We start from the raw sequence: 19,226 nt of genomic DNA, 5'->3' as shown, positions 1-19,226 counted from the left end.
ATGGTGCATCGGCGGCGGAGAAAGCTCTACTCGGCTTTCGGCGCCGGAAACTCTGCGAGACGTGCGGCATAGCGGGCCATCGTGTCGACTTCGAAATTGACGAAATCGCCGGCCTTGCGCTCACCCCACGTCGTCACCTCCAGCGAATGACGGATCAAAAGCACGTCGAAATCCGTGCCATTGACGGCGTTGACCGTCAGGGATGTGCCATCCAGTGCAATGGAGCCCTTTGGGGCCACGAATTTCGCCAGATGGTCCGGCGCGCGCAGGCGAAAACGGGTGGCCTCGCCTTCCGCCTCGACAGAGAGGATTTCGGCCTTGTCATCGACATGCCCGGACACCATGTGACCGCCCAGTTCGTCGCCGATCTTCAGCGAGCGCTCCAGATTGATCTTCTGATTGACCGTCCAGGATGAAATCGTCGTCAGCCGCAACGCCTCTTCCCAGGCCTCGACCTCGAACCAGCGGCCGTTGGCGCCTTCTTCCGGCAACGTCGTGACCGTCAGGCAGACGCCGGCACAGGCAATCGAGGCACCGATGTCGATGCCCTTCGGATCATAGGCGGTGGCGATGCGCAGCTTGATGCCCTCATCAAGGGGCGTAATGGTTTCGACGGTGCCGATATCGGTGATAATGCCGGTGAACATCAGGGGATTCTTTCGTATTCGTAGGTGTCGAGAAGGTCGTCACCAAATGTGTCTGTCCGCCTGTGGACGAAACCCACCGGGATCAGTTTCCTGTCAATTGGGGATGGTACCCCCTCCTCGCCAAGGGTGAGCGGTGCGGTAAACAGAAGAATCCGGTCGACCAGCCCGTCATTGAGGAATTGCTGCGCCGTGCGCGCGCCACCTTCGACCAGAAGCGAGGACACGCCCCGCGTGGCCAGTGCGGCCAGAAGATCGGCCGGCACCTTCGGGTCGCAGACCACGACCTCGACACCGGCTGCCTCCAGTGCCTGCTGACGCGCCAGAAAGGCGACCGAGCCATCACTCTGGCCGGTGACGACCAAGACCGGCACGACGCGCGCCGTCTGCGCCAATTTGGAGGTCACCGGCAGGTCGAGATCGCCGTCGATGACGATGCGCAACGGCGAGCGGTGCTCCAGTCCGGGGATACGGGCGGTCAATTCCGGATCGTCGGCAATCGCCGTACCAATACCGACGAGGATGGCGTCGGTCTCAACCCGCAGCCGGTGGACGATTTCCCGCGCCGGTGCGCCGGTGATGGACACCTGTCCCTGCCCCTTGATGCCGATCATGCCATCGGCGGAAACGGCAAGTTTGAGAGTCACATACGGCCGGTTGTTACGTTTGCGCATGAGGTAGCCCTCAAGCTCGCGCTCGCCGTCTTCCTCCAGCACACCGGTGACGACCTCGATGCCGGCATCGCGCAGTTTCTCCAGCCCGTGACCGGAGACGCGCTCATCCGGATCGACCACGGCGACGACCACCCGGGCAACACCGGCCGCAACCAGCGCGTCAGCGCAGGGTGCCGTCTTGCCGTGATGGGAACAGGGTTCGAGGGTAACATAGGCCGTGGCGCCGCGGGCAGCAGCTCCAGCAGCGGCCAGAGCCTGCGTCTCCGCATGCGGCCTGCCGCCAAGCGCCGTGACCGCGCTGCCGACGATCTTCGGGCCATCTCCATCATTGCGGACGATGACGCAGCCGACGGACGGGTTGGAACCGGTGGCCCCGAGGTGCTGGTGTGCGAGGCGCAAAGCCTCTGCCATGAAACGCTCGTCTTCAGCCATATCGATGCCCATCCCTCACCCTTCAGACGTCAAACGCCGCCCTTTCGGGCGGCGCAAGTATTGGCATCCATCAGGCGCCGGGATCCCGCGCAATCTTGGCACTGATCTCGGCGATCACCTTCTCGAAATCATCCGCATGGGAGAAATCGCGATAGACCGAGGCGTAGCGGACGAAGGCAACGTCATCGAGGCCTTTCAAAGCCTCAAGTACCTGCAGGCCGATCTCCTCCGACGGAATTTCCGTTTCGCCGGAGCTTTCCAGCCGCCGGACGATGCCCGACACGGCCCGCTCGATCCGGTCGCGGTCGATCGGCCGCTTGCGCAGCGCGATCTCGAACGACCGCAACAGCTTGTCGCGGTCGAACGGCGCCTTGCGGCCGGTCTTCTTCAGGATCATCAGCTCCCTGAGCTGCACTCTTTCGAAGGTCGTGAAGCGGCCGCCACAATCCGGGCAGATGCGCCGGCGGCGGATGGCGGCGCCGTCCTCCGCAGGACGGCTGTCCTTCACCTGGCTGTCTTCCGATCCGCAATAAGGGCAGCGCATCAAGGCTCCTTCTGGAGAGGTCTGGGATCAGAGGTACGGGTACATCGGGAAACGATCGGTCAGCTTGACCACGTTTTCGCGAACACCAGCTTCAACGGTGGCATTGCCTTCATCGGAATTGGCGACCTTGAGACCATCGAGCACTTCGACGATCAGGTTGCCGATTTCGCGGAAGTCCGCTTCCTTGAAGCCCCGTGTCGTACCGGCAGGCGTACCTAGGCGAACGCCGGAGGTGACGAACGGTTTTTCCGGATCGAACGGAATGCCGTTCTTGTTGCAGGTGATGAAGGCGCGGCCAAGCGCGGCTTCCGCCCGCTTGCCGGTGGCGTTCTTCTTGCGAAGATCTACCAGCATCAAATGGTTGTCGGTGCCGCCCGAGACAATATCGAGGCCGCCGGCGACCAGAGTTTCCGACAGCGCCTTGGCGTTCTTGACGACCTGGGCAGCATAATCCTGGAATTCCGGCTGCAGCGCTTCACCAAAGGCAACGGCCTTGGCAGCGATGATGTGCATCAGCGGGCCGCCCTGCAGGCCCGGGAAAACGGCCGAGTTGAACTTCTTGGCCAGATCCTCGTCATTGGTGAGGATGACACCGCCACGCGGACCGCGGAGCGACTTGTGCGTCGTGGTGGTGGCAACATGGCAATGCGGGAACGGCGACGGGTGCTGGTTACCGGCAACGAGGCCGGCAATGTGCGCCATATCGACCATCAGGTAAGCACCGACTTCGTCGGCAATCTCGCGAAAACGCTTCCAATCCCAGATGCGCGAATAGGCGGTGCCACCGGCGATGATCAGCTTGGGCTTGTGCTGCCGAGCCTTTTCGGCAACGGCGTCCATGTCGAGCAAGTTGTCGCCTTCGCGCACGCCGTAGGAAACGACGTTGAACCACTTGCCAGACATGTTGACCGGCGAACCATGCGTCAGGTGACCGCCCGAGTTGAGGTCGAGGCCCATGAACGTGTCGCCCGGCTGCAGCAGCGCCAGGAACACGGCCTGGTTCATCTGCGAACCGGAATTCGGCTGGACGTTGGCGAAATTGACGCCGAACAGCTTCTTGGCGCGCTCGATGGCGAGTTCTTCGGCGATATCGACGAACTGGCAGCCGCCGTAATAGCGCTTGCCCGGATAGCCTTCGGCGTATTTGTTGGTCATGATCGAGCCCTGCGCTTCCAGAACGGCGCGCGAGACGATGTTTTCAGAGGCGATCAGCTCGATCTCGTGACGCTGGCGGCCCAGTTCCTTGCCGATCGCGCCGAAAATGTCCGGGTCGGTATCGGCAAGCGTGCGGGTGAAGAAAACATCGGGATTGACGGCTGAAACGCTCATTGTGAAAGCTCCTCGAGAGACTGTGGCACGGTGTTTATCGTCCTCGCATGGCAAGGGCAATACGGGCTGTGCGATTTGCGCCATTTCCCACATCTGCAGCGCCGGGAATGCGACAGTGCCCCGAAACGCAAAAGGCCGCGTCCTTTCAAAGGGACGCGGCCTCGGCTCAATAAATGCAGATCGGCTTATTGCGGCAGGTTGTCGCGCTCGACGGAACCGGCGGCCTGTTCGATGCCGGTGGTGGTCTGCAGCGCCAGTTCCTGCTCGCCGTCCATCTCGTAAATGTCGTCGCGGAACTGCACGATGCCGTCGGTGGCTGCCCAAGCAGTGATGTACTTAAAATAGACCGGGACTTCGACCGCCAGCTTGATCGGGGAATTCTGGCCGGCGCGGATCGTTGCCTCGATCTGCTGACGCGACCAGCCGGGGGTGTCGCGCAGCAACCAGGTCGTCAGATCGCGGACGTTCTGAACACGAACGCAGCCGGAACTCTCGAAGCGGGCGAGCTTGTTGAACAGGCCCTGCTGCGGCGTGTCGTGCATGTATTCATTGTTCGGGTTGTGGAAGTTGATCTTCGTCGAAGCCATGGCATTGGTTTTGCCCGGATCCTGGCGGAAGGTCAGATTCGGCGCCTTTTCGGCATTCCAGTCGATCGTCTCCGGGGAGACTTCATTGCCCTTGCCGTCGATCAGGCGGATCGAATTCTTCGTCAGATATTCCGGATCCTTGCGCATCAACGGAACGATGTCCTTTTCGACGATCGAGCGTGGCGATGTCCAATAGGGGTTAAGGATGACCTCGTAGATCTTTGAGTTGATGATGTGGGTCTGGCGGCTGATGCGGCCGACAACGGCCGTATGGCGGGTCGCAACGCGGCCATTTTCAACGGCCTCGATATAGGCTGCCGGAATATTGACCAGCACGTAACGCTCGCCGAGATCACCCGACATCGACTGCAGGCGGACGATATTGGTGTTCAACTGACCGAGGCGCACATCGGCGGCGATGTTCATCGCCTTGACGGAATATTCGCCGAGCACGCCGTCTGCCGGCAGGCCGTGACGCGCCTGGAAGCGCTTGACGGCACCATCGACGTTACTGTCGAAGGAATTGGAAATGCCGGCGGATTGCGGCAGGTCGCCCGAGATGATGAGACGCTGGCGCAGGGCCTGTACGGAGGGATCGACAACGCCCATTTCAAGGCGAACCGACGAATTGACCTGCGGCCAGCCGCCGGCCGAAACGATCTGCTGGTACTGGCCAACGGCGTTCTGGGTATTGGTCAGCGTATTGATGCCGAAGATCGGCGTGTTGGAGACGACTGCCGTGGCGCTGCGCGAAGCCTTGGCGTCGAACTGGTCGTCCCAGGCGCCGCGGCGCGGTGCATTGATGATATCGTCAAGCGCATCCTGCGCAAAAGCGCCACCGGCGAATGTTGCAGCGCCGAAAGCCGCCGCCGAGGCCAGAAAGCCACGACGCGACAGTGCATCAATTCCGGGTTTCTTCGACATGTTTCCTACCATCCAATGCTGCTACGCAAAACGCAGAGCTATCACGAACACGGTTAACAAACGTAAACTATACTTGCAGCTCCCTGCCCGCCGTTCACATTTGTGAGATCATGAATGCATTTAGCGGCCAGTCACCGATTGGCAACAGAAGCAACGCAAAAACCACATTCTCATGCCTCGTCGCTGTCACAGTAATATGGCCGATTCGTGTCGCCACCCGCGACCTCAGACGTCACAGCGCCCGCCTTGAACCGGTGCGGTATTCCGGAGACACCGCCGCCGTGTTTCACCAGGCGCTCAGGAATCGGTGAAGAGACCGCACTAGGCGTTCATTATTATAAAACAGGGAAATGGCGCGTAAACGCGCGGCGGATTGATCAGATGCCAGAAGGTCACCAATCTTCAGCGCCCCGACGAGCATCGCTCCAGTCGGTAACGCATCAATCAGGCCCAAAAACGGTGGTGCTGGGCGTCCTATGTCCGCTTCTTATCCTGCGGCCCTTAAGCCGCAGGAGAGGAGAAACAGCAGTCAGTTTGCAGTGCTGATCAGAGCTTGTAGAGCATCGTGTCGTTCCAGAAGCGGTCGAGGCGCTGCAGGAGCTTGTTCATCTGGCCGAATTCGTCGGTACCGATGCCGCCGACCTTCTGGATCGAGCCGATATGGCGCTCATAGAGCTTGGCAACCGTTTCCGCGATCTCCTGGCCCTCGTCAGTCAGGCTGATGCGGACCGAGCGGCGGTCGACGCGCGAACGCTGGTGATTGATGAAGCCGAGATCAACCAGCTTTTTAACATTGTAGGATACGTTGGAGCCGAGATAGTAACCACGCGAGCGCAGTTCACCGGCCGTCAGTTCCGAATTGCCGATGTTGAAGAGGAGAAGTGCCTGGACGGCGTTGACATCGGAGCGGCCCGACCGGTCGAATTCGTCCTTGACGACGTCGAGCAGGCGACGGTGAAGACGCTCAACCAGGTGGAGGGATTCCATGTAGAGCGAACGGATCGCATCTTCGTGGGGATCTTTGACGGCAACGGCCTGCGGTTTCATTTTGGTGTTCATGATGACTGCCTCACTGTTTTGTTTGGCGGTGTATGTTTCTCTTCCCGCCTTGAGGTAGACACTATCGAATACGTATAAAATTCTACTTAAACACCAGCCTTAACAGCGCCTTACTATCCACAGCCCTTGTATCAGGGTAAATCAATTCTTGCAGCCCGCGCCTGGCGTACCCGCTGATAGAAGATCGCGGCCCGGAAAAGCACGAAGGTGACAGCCACTGCGGCATGCAGACTGACGAGCAGCGGCTTCTGCCCGAAGATCTGCGGATATACCGCAAACATGACGATTTCCGCCCCCGCTGCCGCCACCCAGATGACCGGTCCCCAGGACACCAGCAGCCACAATCCGAGCGCTGCGACGGGGTAGACGACGGCAAGGGCCGTGGCTGCCACGCGCCACGGCACCGGCAGCAGATCGAACCGCCCGCCACCGCCGAACGAGAAGCCGATCAGCATTGCCCAGTAGTTGAGGCCGAACCAGAAACACGACACCGCCACCAGCCGCAGGAACAATCCGAACAGCGTCTCGGTCATCGACAGTTTGGGGATTTTTACAGAATCACGGGCCATGGCGGCGAAGATAGGTCGCCGGCGGCCGCTTTGCCAGACGGTTCTTTTCCCGGTCCGGCAGCACGATGGCTGTATCGCTGAGGCCCGAAGCTGCCACCCCGTTATCAGGCGCAGCAGAAGCCGCCATGGCAATACCGGCCCTACGGCTGCTGATTACCGCCGGATGATCTTGTAGAGAGCAGCAACGACGCCGATGCCAAGAAGCGGCCAGCCGGACCAGAAAATCCCGTGCCATGTCAAAACATTGATTCCGGCAATTCCCAGGCCGATGACGCCAAGGCCGAGAAGGATCCGGTCGTAACGGCTTTGAATGGCCACCCAGACCAGGGCCGAACACACTGCCAGCCCTAGAACCGGCCAGGCCGACCAGAAGACGCCCTGCCACGACATAATATTGATGGCAAGCAGGACCGCAGCCGCCAGCGCCGCAAGCCAAAACATTGGGCGAATTAGCGCCCACAGTTTCTCCATCGGTGCAGCGGAGCTAATCTGTGCCGGCCGGCGAGCTTCCACGTCCGGCTTTGCATTGATGCTGGGCGCTGCATCAGCAGGCGGCAAGGCCTCTACAGGACCCTCGCCAATCCGCACGGCGTAACTGGGCACGGCGTCGGCGATATTCTTGACTGCCAGCGGCCCGAGGAAATCAAAGTTGACTGCCACCTTGTTGCGGACCTGATCGTAGACCGTATTGGAGATGACGATGCCGCCGCCAGTGGCCGATGCCTGCAGGCGCGCGGCAATATTGACACCGTCACCATAGATATCATCGCCATCAACGATCACATCGCCGAGATTGATGCCAATGCGAAACAACATGCGCCCGTCGGCCGGCCGTGCGGCATTCTGGTCGGCTAGCTCGTTTTGAACATCCATCGCGGCGCGCACGCATTCGACGACACTCGGAAACTCGGCGATCACGCCATCGCCCCAGGTATTGATGACCCGCCCGCCATGCGCCTCGATCAGCCGGGACATCGCATCGCGGTAATGCTTCAGCATTGCCAGCGTGCCCTCCTCGTCCTGCCCCATCAGGCGCGTGTAGTCCTGGACGTCGGCGCAGAAGATCGTCGTCAGTTTGCGTTGTGTGTCGCGCAATGCTTCGCTCATGATTCCCCCCTGCCCCTCCGAACCAGGTTAGCCCGGTTGTCTATCCAAGGATATGGGGATTGCGACGTACAGGAAAAGGCCCGGAGCCAGCGGCCACCGCAATCCTTATCCGTCGCAAGAGGCTTGCCGGTATCTTATGCCGGTTCCACGCCGTTCGGCCGCAACTGAACGCGCTGGTGCTCTCCAACGGGCTGATTTTCACCAGATGGTCGCGGGAAAAAAGATTGCGAGAATTTACAAAAGAAATTTTGAGCGGGCACTATTTGTATGCCGCACTGCTCAGCAATTCTGTCTGGTAAGCCAGAACTTGAACTCTTGTCTTCTGCTTTCGGGCGGGGCTTTGTCAGGATTTGCTGCAGGACACTTCTCCGCATATATGTCCTTTTCCCAGTCCGACCCACCGGCTACGTCCCTTCAAAAGCAAAAAGGGCCCCACGTCTGGAGCCCCTTTTGAACTTCAAGCCTTACTTCGTATAGACGATCTTGCCGCCATTGGCGGCCGTCTGAATGCCGATGACATTTTCGAGCTGGACGTTTTTCGCTTCAAGCGTTGCCATCAGGGCCGGATCGTTCTGGATTTCGGTTTGCGCCTTGGTGATGGATTCCGGCGATGGATTGCGATAGGTCGCGGGGATCGACGATGTGTCGGTGCTGGCGTTGCTCTCATCGCCGACATTGACGATGGTGATCATGTCGTCCGCCATCATCGACGTGGTCGAGCTTGTCGTCTGTGCATAGGCGTAACCACCGAGCGACGTTGCGGAAAGAGTAGCCGCCAGGGCCAGTTTGACAATCGTGTTCATGGTCTTCTCCTTTGGTTTGGAGGCCATTCACCGCTCACCGGTGACATTCTGTTCGGCTCTCCATAAGACGAGGCCAAAACCGGACAGGAGCCAAATGGTTCCTTGACGATCACGGTTTCGTGACGGGGAGCCATGCGCTGGCAACCCGAATTTCCGGTCACGAACCGGCGGCAACGCTACTCAGCGTGATGCGGTCAGCGCGTGGTTGCAGACGACTGACATCGCGAAGTTCTCCCCCTCGAGGCGCGGGCAAAGGGATGGTGAAACGCCGCACCTCGGGCATTTTCCTTTGACGATGGCCCGTGATAAACCGCCAGCAGATGAGACCAAGCTGACGAAAGACGATCGCCATGACCGACAAGACACATGCCGTTGACCTCATTACCGGCCATCGCCGCATGCGCCGCAACCGCAAGGCCGACTGGAGCCGACGGATGGTGCAGGAAAACCGGCTGACGGTCGATGATCTGATCTGGCCGATCTTCATTGTTCCCGGCACGAACATCATCGAGCCGATCGACGCGATGCCCGGCGTCAACCGAATGAGCATCGACAAGGCCGTGGAAGCGGCAAAATTGGCCGCCGATCTCGGCATCCCGGCGCTTGCCACCTTCCCGAATGTCGATATGTCGCTGCGCGACGACACCGGCTCCAACAGCCTTGCCGCCAACAACCTGATCAACGAGACGACTCGGGCCATCAAGAAGGCCGTGCCGAATATCGGCGTCATCACCGATGTGGCGCTCGATCCCTTCACCAGCCACGGCCATGACGGCATCCTGCGCGGCGGTGAAATCGTCAACGACGAGACGGTGACGCAGATCGCCAGGGCTGCGGTCCTGCAGGCCGACGCCGGTGCCGATATCATCGCCCCATCCGACATGATGGATGGCCGCGTCGGCGCCATCCGCCGGGCGCTGGATGCAGCCGGCCACCAGAATGTCGGCATCATGGCCTATGCCACCAAGTTCGCCTCGGCCTTCTACGGCCCTTATCGTGAAGCGATCGGCACCAGCGGCCTGCTCAAGGGCGACAAGAAGACCTACTATATCGACCCTGCCAACGGCACCGAGGCGATGCGTGACGCCGCTCTCGACGTCGAGGAAGGCGCCGACATGCTGATGGTCAAGCCCGGCCTGCCCTATCTCGATATCTGCTGGCGGATGAAGGAAAGCTTTGGCCTGCCGGTCTTTGCCTACCAGGTGTCGGGCGAATATTCGCAGATCAAGGCGGCCGCTGCCAATGGCTGGATCGACGGCGAGCGCGTCATGCTCGAAACCCTGCTTGCCTTCAAGCGCGCCGGCTGCGACGGCATTCTCAGCTATTTCGCTGTTGACGTGGCCCGGATCCTGGCCAGGCGCTGACGCCTGTCCCGTCTGATTCGCCTGCGCAGATCACAAAAGCCGCGCGCTCTTTAAACGGGCGCGCGAAAAACTCTAACGCGGTTGCGGCCGGCATCCTTGGCCCGATAGAGGGCGTCGTCGGCGTGGACGAGAATATCATTCCACGTCAGCGCCCCCCCGCCCGCGACACCAAAGCTTGCCGTCACGGTCAGTCTCTCGCCGTCAGGAGCCGTCAACGCGCAATTCTCGATCGCCTTCCGGAGCTTGCGTGCCATGCAAGCGGCTTCAGCCAGCGAGCCGCTTTCCCGTAAAATCGCAAACTCTTCACCACCGAAACGGGCCACGTACCCCGATGCGCCGGTGGAATGGCGCATCAAATCGGTAATGATGCGCAGAACCGTGTCACCAAAGGGATGGCCGTAGCGGTCGTTGATCGATTTGAAATGATCGATATCCAAGAGGATCAGGTATTTCGCCGCGTCTTCCGCCAAGGCTGCCGCGTGGTCCTCGATCGCACGCCGGTTGAGAAGGCCTGTCAGTCCATCGGTTGCGGCAAGGATTTCGAGTTGGCGTGTCAGCAGCGCACGCTCGCCAAGCCGCTGCGAAAGAATGCCGATGGCACCGTACAGTCTTCTGATTTCCCTGACCTCGCCCGGCGCGGAAACGAGATCGGCGGGACGCTCATCGGCCAGCGCGACAACAGCCTGTGCGCCCCTCAGCAAAGGCCGCAGGATATAGATCTGAACGGCGGCGACGAGGCCGAGAACCAGCATCAGCAGCACGGCCGTGGTCAGTCCGTTGCTGTAAAGCGCCCACAGCGCGTCCTGTTCCCGGGTTTCAAACTGGCTGACGATCTCGCTCAGGTAGATGTTTCTCAAGTCGCCCAATGGCTGCATCAGCGCCACGTAGCGCTTGGTGAGGTTCCCTCCGTCAAGGGAGAAGCGGCCGCTCCTGCTGCCGATCGCCATCTGCTCATCAATCAGCGCAAGGCCCTGCTGCATGAAAGTGTCTTCCACCTCCTGACGCTTCAGCCGGATCGTATCGGATACCGGTAAAGCCGAGCGCGGGCCGACCAAATCCCAGACTTCAAGCAGCCTGCCGCGTGCGCTGCTGCTGGCCGCGACATCCTGTGGCGTTATGGCCGTTCCGGCCACCATGGGTGCAATCAGATAGGAGCCCAAACGCCCGGCATATTCACGCAGGTCGCTCAGCGCGATGCCCTGCACGACGATGGTGGCGAGATCCGGATCCCGTCTGAGGATTTCTCCGCTCTGCCATTCGACGATCCTGCGGTAAGCATCCCTTGCAGCAAACATGGTGTCAATGGCCGCATGAATCTCTTCATAGCGGCGGACCTGCCCCTGCTGTTGGCCAATGGCTGTGATCAGGCCACGGGCGGCGGCAAGCCGCGCGCGGACGTCATCGATCATGGCATCCGGTATGTCTCGCCGCTCAAGTTCAGCCAGCGCCGCATCGGTACTGCCGACGAAATTGTGCCATTTCAACCGCGCTTCAGCCCGGCCAGCGTCCGATGCGGTCATCAGGCTGTTGGCGGGTCCTCTTTCTGCGGAAATAAGGTTTGCCGCGTCGAAGATGGCGGTGAACTGACCCATGTTCTCCGCACCGGCATGCGCCTTGCGGAAAGCCTCGATGGAGGCCGATATCGTCGACGTTGCCAGCAGCAACGTGCAGACGACAGCCAAAAGCGCCATAAACCAGAGACGGCCTTTCAGACCGCCGAACCGGCCAGTGTTGGTATCTGCATAGAGGCTGAGGGGCATGGCAAGGGACCGGTGACTGCGAATGCTTGGCTGCTATTCAACAAACCGGTTGGGAACCAGTGTCTTTTAGGAAGACGAGCCTCCCAGATTTGCAGTGCTGCGCCACCGTTAGCATATTCAGATGAACGCAGGCTGAAAACCTGTCAGAAATGGCCTGCCCATGACTTGCCACCCTGACGGGCATGGCTTATGCCGCACACCATCAACCATCACGAATTTGCCTGCCGGATGGATTTGCATTTTTACCGTCGCTCCCCATATCAGGAAGTGAACTGGAGACACAGACATGAGCGTGCAGGACGAAAACCTTAGAATTCCGAGCAATGACTGGCGGGCCTATCAGGGCGTGCTCAGCCGGCGCGTCATGGCGTTCGTGATCGACTATGCGATCGTCGCTCTTTTGTGGATCCCCGCCGCTGTCGTGGTGTTCTTTCTCGGTATCCTGACGTTCGGCCTCGGTTTCTTCCTTTATCCCGTGCTGTTTGCCGGCCTGGCGATGCTGTATTTCGGCATCACGGTCGGCGGCCCGAAACAGGCTTCGCCGGGCATGAGCATGATGGGGCTGGCGATCGCCCGCACCGATGGACGGCCGATGGATTTTCTCACGGCAATCGTCCATCTGGTGATCTTCTGGATCGCCAATACGGTCTTGACCCCGCTCGTCCTGCTGGTTGGCCTGTTCACCGATCGTGGCCGGTTGCTGCATGACCTGCTCATCGGTACCGTGACGGTGCGCCGCGACGCCTATTGATTGGCTTGGCTAACGACGGGATGCCGATGTTATCCCGTCGCCGTCATATGGCCTACCGCCGACAAACCAAAGGTTTACTGCATCACAACGCGACAGTTCAAAAAGTCGCGATTGACCTTTTATAATCTTGCGCCATGCTAATGTTTTCGAAGCGGCCAAGAAGAGCGATCTCCGCACCACATGAACACGCAAACTACACCGTCCCCGCAATTCTATCTGACCGCGCCGGCAACCTGCCCGTATTTGCCGCAGGAAATGGAGCGGAAGGTGTTTACCCACATGGTGGGCGAGCGGGCACCAGAACTTAACGATCTCCTCACCCAGGGCGGTTTCCGCCGGTCACAAAATATCGCCTACAGGCCGGCCTGCGAAAGCTGCCGGGCCTGCGTTTCCGTGCGCATCGTCGCCGGTGAATTTTCACCCACCCGCTCGATGCGGCGCATCCTGGCGCTGAACAGCGATGTGGTCTCGACAGAATACCCGGCAGAACCGTCCAGCGAGCAATACAGCCTGTTTCGCCGCTATCTCGACCATCGCCACCAGAAAGGTGGCATGTCCGACATGTCCGTGCTGGATTATGCGATGATGGTCGAGGATACCCACGTCAACACCAAGATCATCGAATACCGGCTGAAGGTTGAAGGCGATGGCATCGGCCTGGCGCAGGGACCGCTGATCTCGGCAGCACTCACTGACAAGATGGGCGATGGCCTATCGATGGTCTATTCCTATTTCGACCCTGACGTGGCTGACCGCTCGCTCGGCACCTTCATGATTCTCGATCACATCCGCAAAGTGAAGGAACGTGGGCTGCCGCACGTTTATCTTGGCTATTGGGTCAAGGGATCGCGCAAAATGGACTATAAAACAAAGTTTCTGCCGCAAGAGCACCTTATGGCCCAGGGCTGGGAGCGCTATACAGGATAAAGTGCTCCCACCTGACAGGACGAAATCTTGAGTGAAGCCATCGATGCCGCCCACCACCGCCGCGGACTTCTCATCACCGGACTTGGCGGCCTTGCCCTCTCCTTCGACATTCCACTGATCCGCTCCGCCGATGGCGAGGTCTGGTCGCTGCTGGCAGTCCGCAGCCTCTGCACATTTGCCGTCGCGCTGATCGCCTGGGTCGTGCTGAACAAGTTCCTCGGCCGGAAGATCGCGCTGGTCCCTGGCAAGGCCGGGCTGCTCGCCGGCCTGTTCTACGGCCTCGGCTCCTTCACCTTCCTCCTGTCCGTCTTCAATACGGCGACCGCCAATGTCGTCTTCATCGTTGCCTTCACGTCGATGTTCGCTGCCATCCTGTCCTGGGTCTTCCTCAAGGAACGCCCCTCCAACGCCACGCTGGTGACCATGGCCGTCATGGTCCTGGGCGTCGGACTGATCGTCCATGACGGTTTGAAAAGCGGCAATTTCTTCGGCGATGCGATGGCGGTCTGTTCCGCCTTGATGCTCGCCTCCGCCATCACCGTCAGCCGCGCCAGCGGCAAGGACATGGGGTTGGTGCCATTGGCAACCGCGATCTTCCCCGCCATCATCGGCTACCTGCTGTCGCCCGCCGAGGGCCTTGCGATCGCCAATCCCGGCTGGATCATCTTCGACGGCCTGATCATGATCCCACTCGCCTTCTTCTGCCTTGCCACCGGCCCGCGTTACCTGTCGGCTCCGGAAGTCGGCATGTTCTACCTGCTCGAAACCATCCTCGCGCCCCTATGGATCTGGATCGTCTTCATGGAAGTCCCGACCTCGCAGACGCTGGTCGGCGGCGCGGTGCTGATCCTAGCGCTGGTCGGGCATTCGGTCTGGCAGATGCGGAAAAAATCGGCCGTAGATGCGTCAAACGAGTTTCCGTTTACGGGGTAAGGCAAGAAAGTGACATTCAACTCAGTACACGAACATATGGAAAGATTTCTTGGAACAATTTCCGAGGGATGGTCCGATGATGTGACTGGGAAATTCACAAAAGTTCTGCGTTTTGACGATCAGCCCGAAAACGGCATATCGACCTACGCAACCCTCGGCTTGAGCGAAGACGAACTCGATCTTAGAAACGGGAGGACAGTCAGGCAGGAGCTGCTTCTCTCAGTCCATGCGTCTTTGCCAAACAACGAGATTGCCAGCTTTCTGCATTGTTGTGCGGAACGACTAAAAGAACGAGGGCGGGCAGCCTTGCGCGGCGAGGTTATAGATTTCCGATGTCCGCTGGTAGACGGCGCGACGGTCAGCGCTGTCTATGCAACAAATCCTACGCCGTTTGATGACGGCCTTGCGGAATTTTCAAATGTCAGCCCACCGGTCATTTTTGCATTGCTCGTTCCGATCACAGCAAAAGAGGTTTCGTTGATCGGCATCCACGGTTGGAACTGGTTTGAGAATAGTCTCGAAGCTCAGAATCCCGACATCTGGGATTTCAAACGAGATCAGGAAATCACCGAATAACCATTCATCAGTCACTGCCATCTTGGGCATGATGATCAAAGCCGCGCGTTATCGCCGGTTGTTGGCAACCGGGGCAAGTGCCATACTTCATGTATCGACATCGGAGCTTCGACATGAAAGTCAAAGTGCGGAAACTTGGGAATGCGGAAGGCGTCGTCATTCCAAAGAAAATACTGGCGCGACGTGGTTTGAAAGCGGACAACAAAATTGCTTTCTCCGTTACGGACGACAGGCTAAATTTTCATCCAGCCGGGACCGACATCGAAGACCAAATGGAAGTTGCCTGCCAAGGGATGGACAAGTACAAAGTGGCGCTCAGCAAACTTGCTGCCTCATAGCGCGATCACCCCGTAAACTTGCCGGTCCTCGGGAAGCCCTTCGGCACGGCCCTGCCCGCTGTTGCGCGGTCGCCCATCCATTCGAGCAATTCGTCCTTGCTCTTGGTAAAGCTGCGGCCGGCGCTATCGGCCCAGTTGAGGCCGTCGGCGATGGCAAAGCAGCGCATGTCGGAGACACCGCCATCCTTGTAGCGTTGCATGCGGACGCCCTTGCCACGGCCCATTTCCGGGATCTGCACCAATGGGAAGACCAGCATCTTGCGGTTTTCGCCAACGATGGCGACGTGGTCGCCCTTGACCGGGATGATCAGCTTGGCTTCGTCCGGCATGGCAACATTCATGATCTGCTTGCCCTTGCGGGTATTGGCAGCCATGTCGCCTTCCAGCACCACAAAACCGTTGCCGGCAGCCGACGAGATCAGCAGTTTTCGGGCGGGATCGTGGACGAAGGCGGTCAGCACATCCTGGTCGTTTTCCATGTCGACGATGATGCGCAGCGGCTCACCATGGCCGCGTCCGCCCGGCAGCTTGTCGCCACCCAGCGTATAGGCCTTGCCGCCGGTAGTCACGACGAGGATGCGATCGGTGGTCGAGGCCGGGAACGACAGTTTGAGGCCGTCGCCCTCCTTGAACTGAAGCGTCGAGACATCAGAGATGTGGCCCTTCAGCGCGCGGATCCAGCCTTTTTCAGAGATGACGACCGTGATCGGTTCCTTCTCGATCATCGCCTGCTGGATCGCTTCCAGATCGGCTTCCGGTGCATTGGAGAACAACGTGCGGCGGCGGCCGATCTCGGTGGCCTTGGCGAATTTCTTCTTCACCTCGCCAATTTCCCAGGCAACGGTCTGCCACTGCTTTTCGTCGGACGCGAGCAGTGTCTCGATTTCCGCCTTCTCCTTCGAAAGACCTTCGAATTCGGTGCGGATTTCGAACTCTTCCAGCTTGCGCAAAGAGCGCAGCCGCATGTTGAGGATCGATTCGGCTTGCAGGTCGGTGAGCGTGAAACGCTCCATCAAGGCAGGCTTGGGCTCATCCTCCTCGCGGATGATGCGGATCACCTCGTCGAGATTGAGATAGGCAATAAGATAACCGCCCAGAATTTCCAGGCGGCGGTCGATGGCGGCCAGCCGGAAGCGCGAGCGGCGCTGCAGCACGTCGCGGCGATGGTCGAGCCATTCCAGCAGGACCTCGTTCAGCGCCATCACCTTGGGAACGCGGCCCATGGAGAGCACGTTCATGTTGAGCGGAATACGGTTTTCCAGTTCCGACAGCTTGAACAGCGATTCCATCAAAATGGTCGGGTCGACCGAGCGGCTCTTCGGCACCAGCACAAGCCGGACATCCTCGGCCGACTCATCGCGCACGTCTTCGAGCAGTGGCAGCTTGCGGGCAAGCAGAAGCTCGGCGATCTTTTCGATCAGCCGGGATTTCTGCACCTGGAACGGAATTTCGGTGACGATGATCTGGTAGCCGCCACGGCCGGTATCTTCGACTTCCCACTTGGCGCGGACGCGAAAGCCGCCACGGCCGGTCTTGTAGGCCTCGATGATGCTCTCGCGGCTATCGATGATGATGCCGCCGGTCGGAAGGTCAGGACCTTCGATGCCACCGCGCTCCGGATTGTTCGGATCGAGCATCAGGTCTTCTACGGTCGCACCCGGATTCTTGATCAGGTGCAGTGCCGCATCGCAGAGTTCGTGGGCATTGTGCGGCGGGATCGACGTCGCCATGCCGACGGCAATGCCGGAGGCGCCGTTTGCCAGAAGATTCGGGAAGGCGCCAGGCATGACGACCGGTTCCTGATCTTCCTCGTTATAGGTCGGGCGAAAATCCACCGCGTCCTGGTCGATGCCCTCAAGCAGAAGGCTCGCCACATCGGTCATGCGGGCTTCGGTGTAGCGGTAGGCGGCCGCACTATCGCCGTCGATATTGCCAAAGTTGCCCTGGCCGTCGACGATCGGGTAACGCTGCGAGAAATCCTGCGCCAGCCGCACCAGCGCATCATAGACCGACTGGTCGCCATGCGGGTGGAACTTACCGATGACGTCACCGACGATACGGGCGCATTTCTTGAACGACGAATTGGAGCGCAGCCCCATTTCGCTCATGGCGTGGATGATGCGGCGATGGACCGGCTTCAGGCCGTCGCGCACGTCAGGCAAAGCCCGGTGCATGATGGTCGACAGCGCATAGGCAAGGTATCGCTCTTCCAGCGCCGCCTTGAGGTCAACCGGCACAATGTGATCGTCTCCGCCCGACGGCGGCAAAAGGCTCTGTCCCATGATTTCTTGCTACCGCAACAAACCCTGAACGGCAAGGATTGCAGGGCATTGCGCTGTGGAGAACCCCGCGTGGCGCCGCCGATGAACAACGTCAGTGCACATTGTCGGAACCCTTCATCCGACCTCAGGCACAGTGACAGCTGCCGCAATCATCGACAAAGGCTTTCAAAACGATTCCTCAACCACGCCAAATTTTGGGGGCATTTGAAAATTTGAGGGCCCGTTTGGGGCTTACCCCCCCTAAGCAAGGGCCTCTCGTTACGGGAAACGGCGGTCCTATGGACAATTTTCATCTTAAAATTGAATAGCCGCGCGAAACATCGCCTGCCAGATCAATTCGAATATATTTCCGCCTTAATCCGTATTAGAAATGCCTTCGAAATTAGAGCTTTACAACGAGGAACCACTCCATGATGCCTACCCGCAACCTTCGTCTGATGCTGGCGAGCGCCGCTTTTATTGGCCTTTCCGGTCCGGCTTTCGCGCTCGACGGCGCGGATCTCGTCACCAAGCTGAACGCCGCCTATGCCCTCAACGGCGCAACCGTTGCCTATGAGAAGGTCGCTGTCGACGGCACGACCGTGACGCTCACCGGCGTCAGCGTCAAATCAACGGCTGCCCCCGGCAAAGACTTCAAAATCGGCGACGTAACGCTTGAGGGCGTCGAGGAAACCGACGGCGGCGGCTACTATGCCGAAACCGTCACACTGCCGGATGTCGACGTCAAGCAAGACGAAACCGCGATTACCGCCAAGGACATCTCGATCGGCGGCCTGAGCATCCCCGGCAACCCGGCAGGCGGCACGATCAACGATATCGTCCTTTATGAAACTGCCGCGTCTGGCCCGGTGACCGTCACCGACAAGGGCAAGCAGGTGTTTTCGATGGACGAATCGGAAGCCAACCTGACGAAGCAGGAAAGCGACGCCGGTTTCGATTTTGATATGACCTTCTCGGGCATCAAGGCTGATCTCTCCGGCGTCGAGGACGCCAAGTCGAAGGATGCGATCGAAAAGCTCGGCCTGACAAACCTTGCCGGCGAGATGACGATGAAGGGCAGCTGGGAAGTGGCCACTGGCAATGTCTCCCTGGAAGAATATGCCTTCGACTTCGCCAATGTCGGCCGCCTTGCGGTCGCCTTCGACCTTTCCGGCTACACGCTGGACTTCATGAAGTCCGTGCAGGAAGCCATGAAGGCAGTGGAAACCAACCCGAACAAGGAAGAAGCCAATCAGGCCATGGGCCTGTCGATGATGGGCCTGATCCAGCAGCTGACGTTCAACAGCGCCTCGATCCGCTTCGACGACGCAACGATCACCAAGCGCGTTCTCGACTATATCGGCTCGCAGCAGGGCACCACGGGCGATCAGCTGGCGCAGTCGCTGAAGGGCATGGTCCCGTTGATGATGGCACAGCTGAACGTGCCGGAACTGCAGAACCAGGTCTCAAGCGCCGTCAACACCTATCTTGATGCACCGAAGAGCCTGACGATCTCGGCCGAACCGGCTAACCCGGTTCCGTTCCCGATGATCATCGGCGCCGCCATGGGCGCTCCGAACACGGTACCGGGCGTGCTTGGCGTCAAGGTCACCGCGAACGACTGATCCGGCAACAGCGGATATC

The 19,226-nt window shown here is 59.6% G+C and carries 19 protein-coding genes; 7 read left to right on the top strand and 12 right to left on the bottom strand.

Features of this window, described 5'->3' with window-relative positions; translation table 11 throughout:
* Window positions 1-26 precede the first annotated feature (26 nt).
* The 10 genes from ACQY8Q_RS20235 to ACQY8Q_RS20190 all read right to left on the bottom strand — a co-directional run bounded on the left by ACQY8Q_RS20235 (window position 27) and on the right by ACQY8Q_RS20190 (window position 8,672).
* Window positions 27-647: a riboflavin synthase gene (locus ACQY8Q_RS20235; protein ID WP_428428206.1), complete on the bottom strand. Its 621-nt coding sequence runs from the start codon at window positions 645-647 to the stop codon at window positions 27-29.
* Window positions 647-1,762, bottom strand: a complete 1,116-nt coding sequence (ribD, locus tag ACQY8Q_RS20230; RefSeq protein ID WP_428428205.1) for a bifunctional diaminohydroxyphosphoribosylaminopyrimidine deaminase/5-amino-6-(5-phosphoribosylamino)uracil reductase RibD — start codon at window positions 1,760-1,762, stop codon at window positions 647-649. The genes ACQY8Q_RS20235 and ribD overlap by 1 nt, the downstream gene beginning before the upstream one ends.
* 58 nt (window positions 1,763-1,820) lie before the next feature.
* Window positions 1,821-2,294, bottom strand: coding sequence for a transcriptional regulator NrdR (gene nrdR / locus ACQY8Q_RS20225; RefSeq protein WP_037107514.1), 474 nt, complete (start codon window positions 2,292-2,294; stop codon window positions 1,821-1,823).
* 27 nt (window positions 2,295-2,321) lie between these two features.
* Window positions 2,322-3,623: a serine hydroxymethyltransferase gene (gene glyA, locus ACQY8Q_RS20220; RefSeq protein ID WP_428428204.1), complete on the bottom strand. Its 1,302-nt coding sequence runs from the start codon at window positions 3,621-3,623 to the stop codon at window positions 2,322-2,324.
* Window positions 3,624-3,808: 185 nt separating this feature from the next.
* Complete coding sequence (locus ACQY8Q_RS20215; protein WP_428428203.1) at window positions 3,809-5,134, bottom strand: L,D-transpeptidase family protein; 1,326 nt, start codon at window positions 5,132-5,134, stop codon at window positions 3,809-3,811.
* Window positions 5,135-5,680: 546 nt separating this feature from the next.
* Complete coding sequence (gene ldtR / locus ACQY8Q_RS20210) at window positions 5,681-6,193, bottom strand: transcriptional regulator LdtR (RefSeq protein ID WP_113245260.1); 513 nt, start codon at window positions 6,191-6,193, stop codon at window positions 5,681-5,683.
* 131 nt (window positions 6,194-6,324) lie between these two features.
* Entirely contained in the window at window positions 6,325-6,762 is a 438-nt protein-coding gene (locus ACQY8Q_RS20205) for a DUF6163 family protein (protein WP_428428202.1), read from the bottom strand.
* Window positions 6,752-6,889, bottom strand: coding sequence for a hypothetical protein (locus ACQY8Q_RS20200; protein ID WP_428428201.1), 138 nt, complete (start codon window positions 6,887-6,889; stop codon window positions 6,752-6,754). Before ACQY8Q_RS20200 ends, ACQY8Q_RS20205 begins: the two co-directional genes overlap by 11 nt.
* 26 nt (window positions 6,890-6,915) lie before the next feature.
* Entirely contained in the window at window positions 6,916-7,869 is a 954-nt protein-coding gene (locus tag ACQY8Q_RS20195; RefSeq protein WP_428428200.1) for an adenylate/guanylate cyclase domain-containing protein, read from the bottom strand.
* A 464-nt stretch (window positions 7,870-8,333) separates the two neighbouring features.
* Window positions 8,334-8,672: a hypothetical protein gene (locus ACQY8Q_RS20190; protein WP_428428199.1), complete on the bottom strand. Its 339-nt coding sequence runs from the start codon at window positions 8,670-8,672 to the stop codon at window positions 8,334-8,336.
* Between the two features lie 350 nt (window positions 8,673-9,022).
* Between ACQY8Q_RS20190 and hemB the strand changes: the two genes are divergently transcribed.
* Entirely contained in the window at window positions 9,023-10,036 is a 1,014-nt protein-coding gene (gene hemB, locus ACQY8Q_RS20185) for a porphobilinogen synthase (RefSeq protein WP_428428198.1), read from the top strand.
* Between the two features lie 50 nt (window positions 10,037-10,086).
* On the opposite strand, the gene ACQY8Q_RS20180 is transcribed toward hemB, so the two are convergent.
* Window positions 10,087-11,796 carry a diguanylate cyclase gene (locus ACQY8Q_RS20180; protein ID WP_428428197.1) on the bottom strand — a complete coding sequence of 570 codons (1,710 nt, stop codon included), beginning with the start codon at window positions 11,794-11,796 and terminating at the stop codon, window positions 10,087-10,089.
* Between the two features lie 286 nt (window positions 11,797-12,082).
* Here ACQY8Q_RS20180 and ACQY8Q_RS20175 point away from each other — a divergent pair, with 286 nt between their 5' ends.
* The 5 genes from ACQY8Q_RS20175 (at window position 12,083) to ACQY8Q_RS20155 (ending at window position 15,321) form a co-directional block, all read left to right on the top strand.
* A complete protein-coding gene (locus ACQY8Q_RS20175) occupies window positions 12,083-12,547 on the top strand; it encodes an RDD family protein (protein WP_428428196.1) in 465 nt (154 codons plus the stop codon).
* 180 nt (window positions 12,548-12,727) lie between these two features.
* The gene (locus ACQY8Q_RS20170; protein ID WP_428428195.1) at window positions 12,728-13,474 is read left to right on the top strand and encodes an arginyltransferase; all 747 of its coding nucleotides are present in this window, start codon (window positions 12,728-12,730) and stop codon (window positions 13,472-13,474) included.
* A gap of 27 nt (window positions 13,475-13,501) precedes the next feature.
* On the top strand, window positions 13,502-14,407 hold the full coding sequence (locus ACQY8Q_RS20165) for a DMT family transporter (protein WP_428428194.1): 906 nt from the start codon (window positions 13,502-13,504) through the stop codon (window positions 14,405-14,407).
* A 36-nt stretch (window positions 14,408-14,443) separates the two neighbouring features.
* Window positions 14,444-14,983, top strand: a complete 540-nt coding sequence (locus ACQY8Q_RS20160) for a suppressor of fused domain protein (RefSeq protein ID WP_428428193.1) — start codon at window positions 14,444-14,446, stop codon at window positions 14,981-14,983.
* 113 nt (window positions 14,984-15,096) lie between these two features.
* Window positions 15,097-15,321 carry an AbrB/MazE/SpoVT family DNA-binding domain-containing protein gene (locus ACQY8Q_RS20155; RefSeq protein ID WP_428428192.1) on the top strand — a complete coding sequence of 75 codons (225 nt, stop codon included), beginning with the start codon at window positions 15,097-15,099 and terminating at the stop codon, window positions 15,319-15,321.
* A gap of 5 nt (window positions 15,322-15,326) precedes the next feature.
* Here the strand turns inward: ACQY8Q_RS20155 and parC are convergent, their stop codons facing one another.
* Entirely contained in the window at window positions 15,327-17,603 is a 2,277-nt protein-coding gene (gene parC / locus ACQY8Q_RS20150) for a DNA topoisomerase IV subunit A (protein WP_428428191.1), read from the bottom strand.
* A 410-nt stretch (window positions 17,604-18,013) separates the two neighbouring features.
* Here parC and ACQY8Q_RS20145 point away from each other — a divergent pair, with 410 nt between their 5' ends.
* Window positions 18,014-19,207 carry a hypothetical protein gene (locus ACQY8Q_RS20145; protein WP_428428190.1) on the top strand — a complete coding sequence of 398 codons (1,194 nt, stop codon included), beginning with the start codon at window positions 18,014-18,016 and terminating at the stop codon, window positions 19,205-19,207.
* Window positions 19,208-19,226: the final 19 nt, after the last annotated feature.

The sequence above is a fragment of the Pararhizobium sp. genome (assembly GCF_965279435.1).
GTDB lineage: Bacteria > Pseudomonadota > Alphaproteobacteria > Rhizobiales > Rhizobiaceae > Pararhizobium.
The sequence above is the reverse complement of the archived record's forward strand: the minus strand, read 5'-3'. Positions and strand labels throughout refer to the sequence as shown.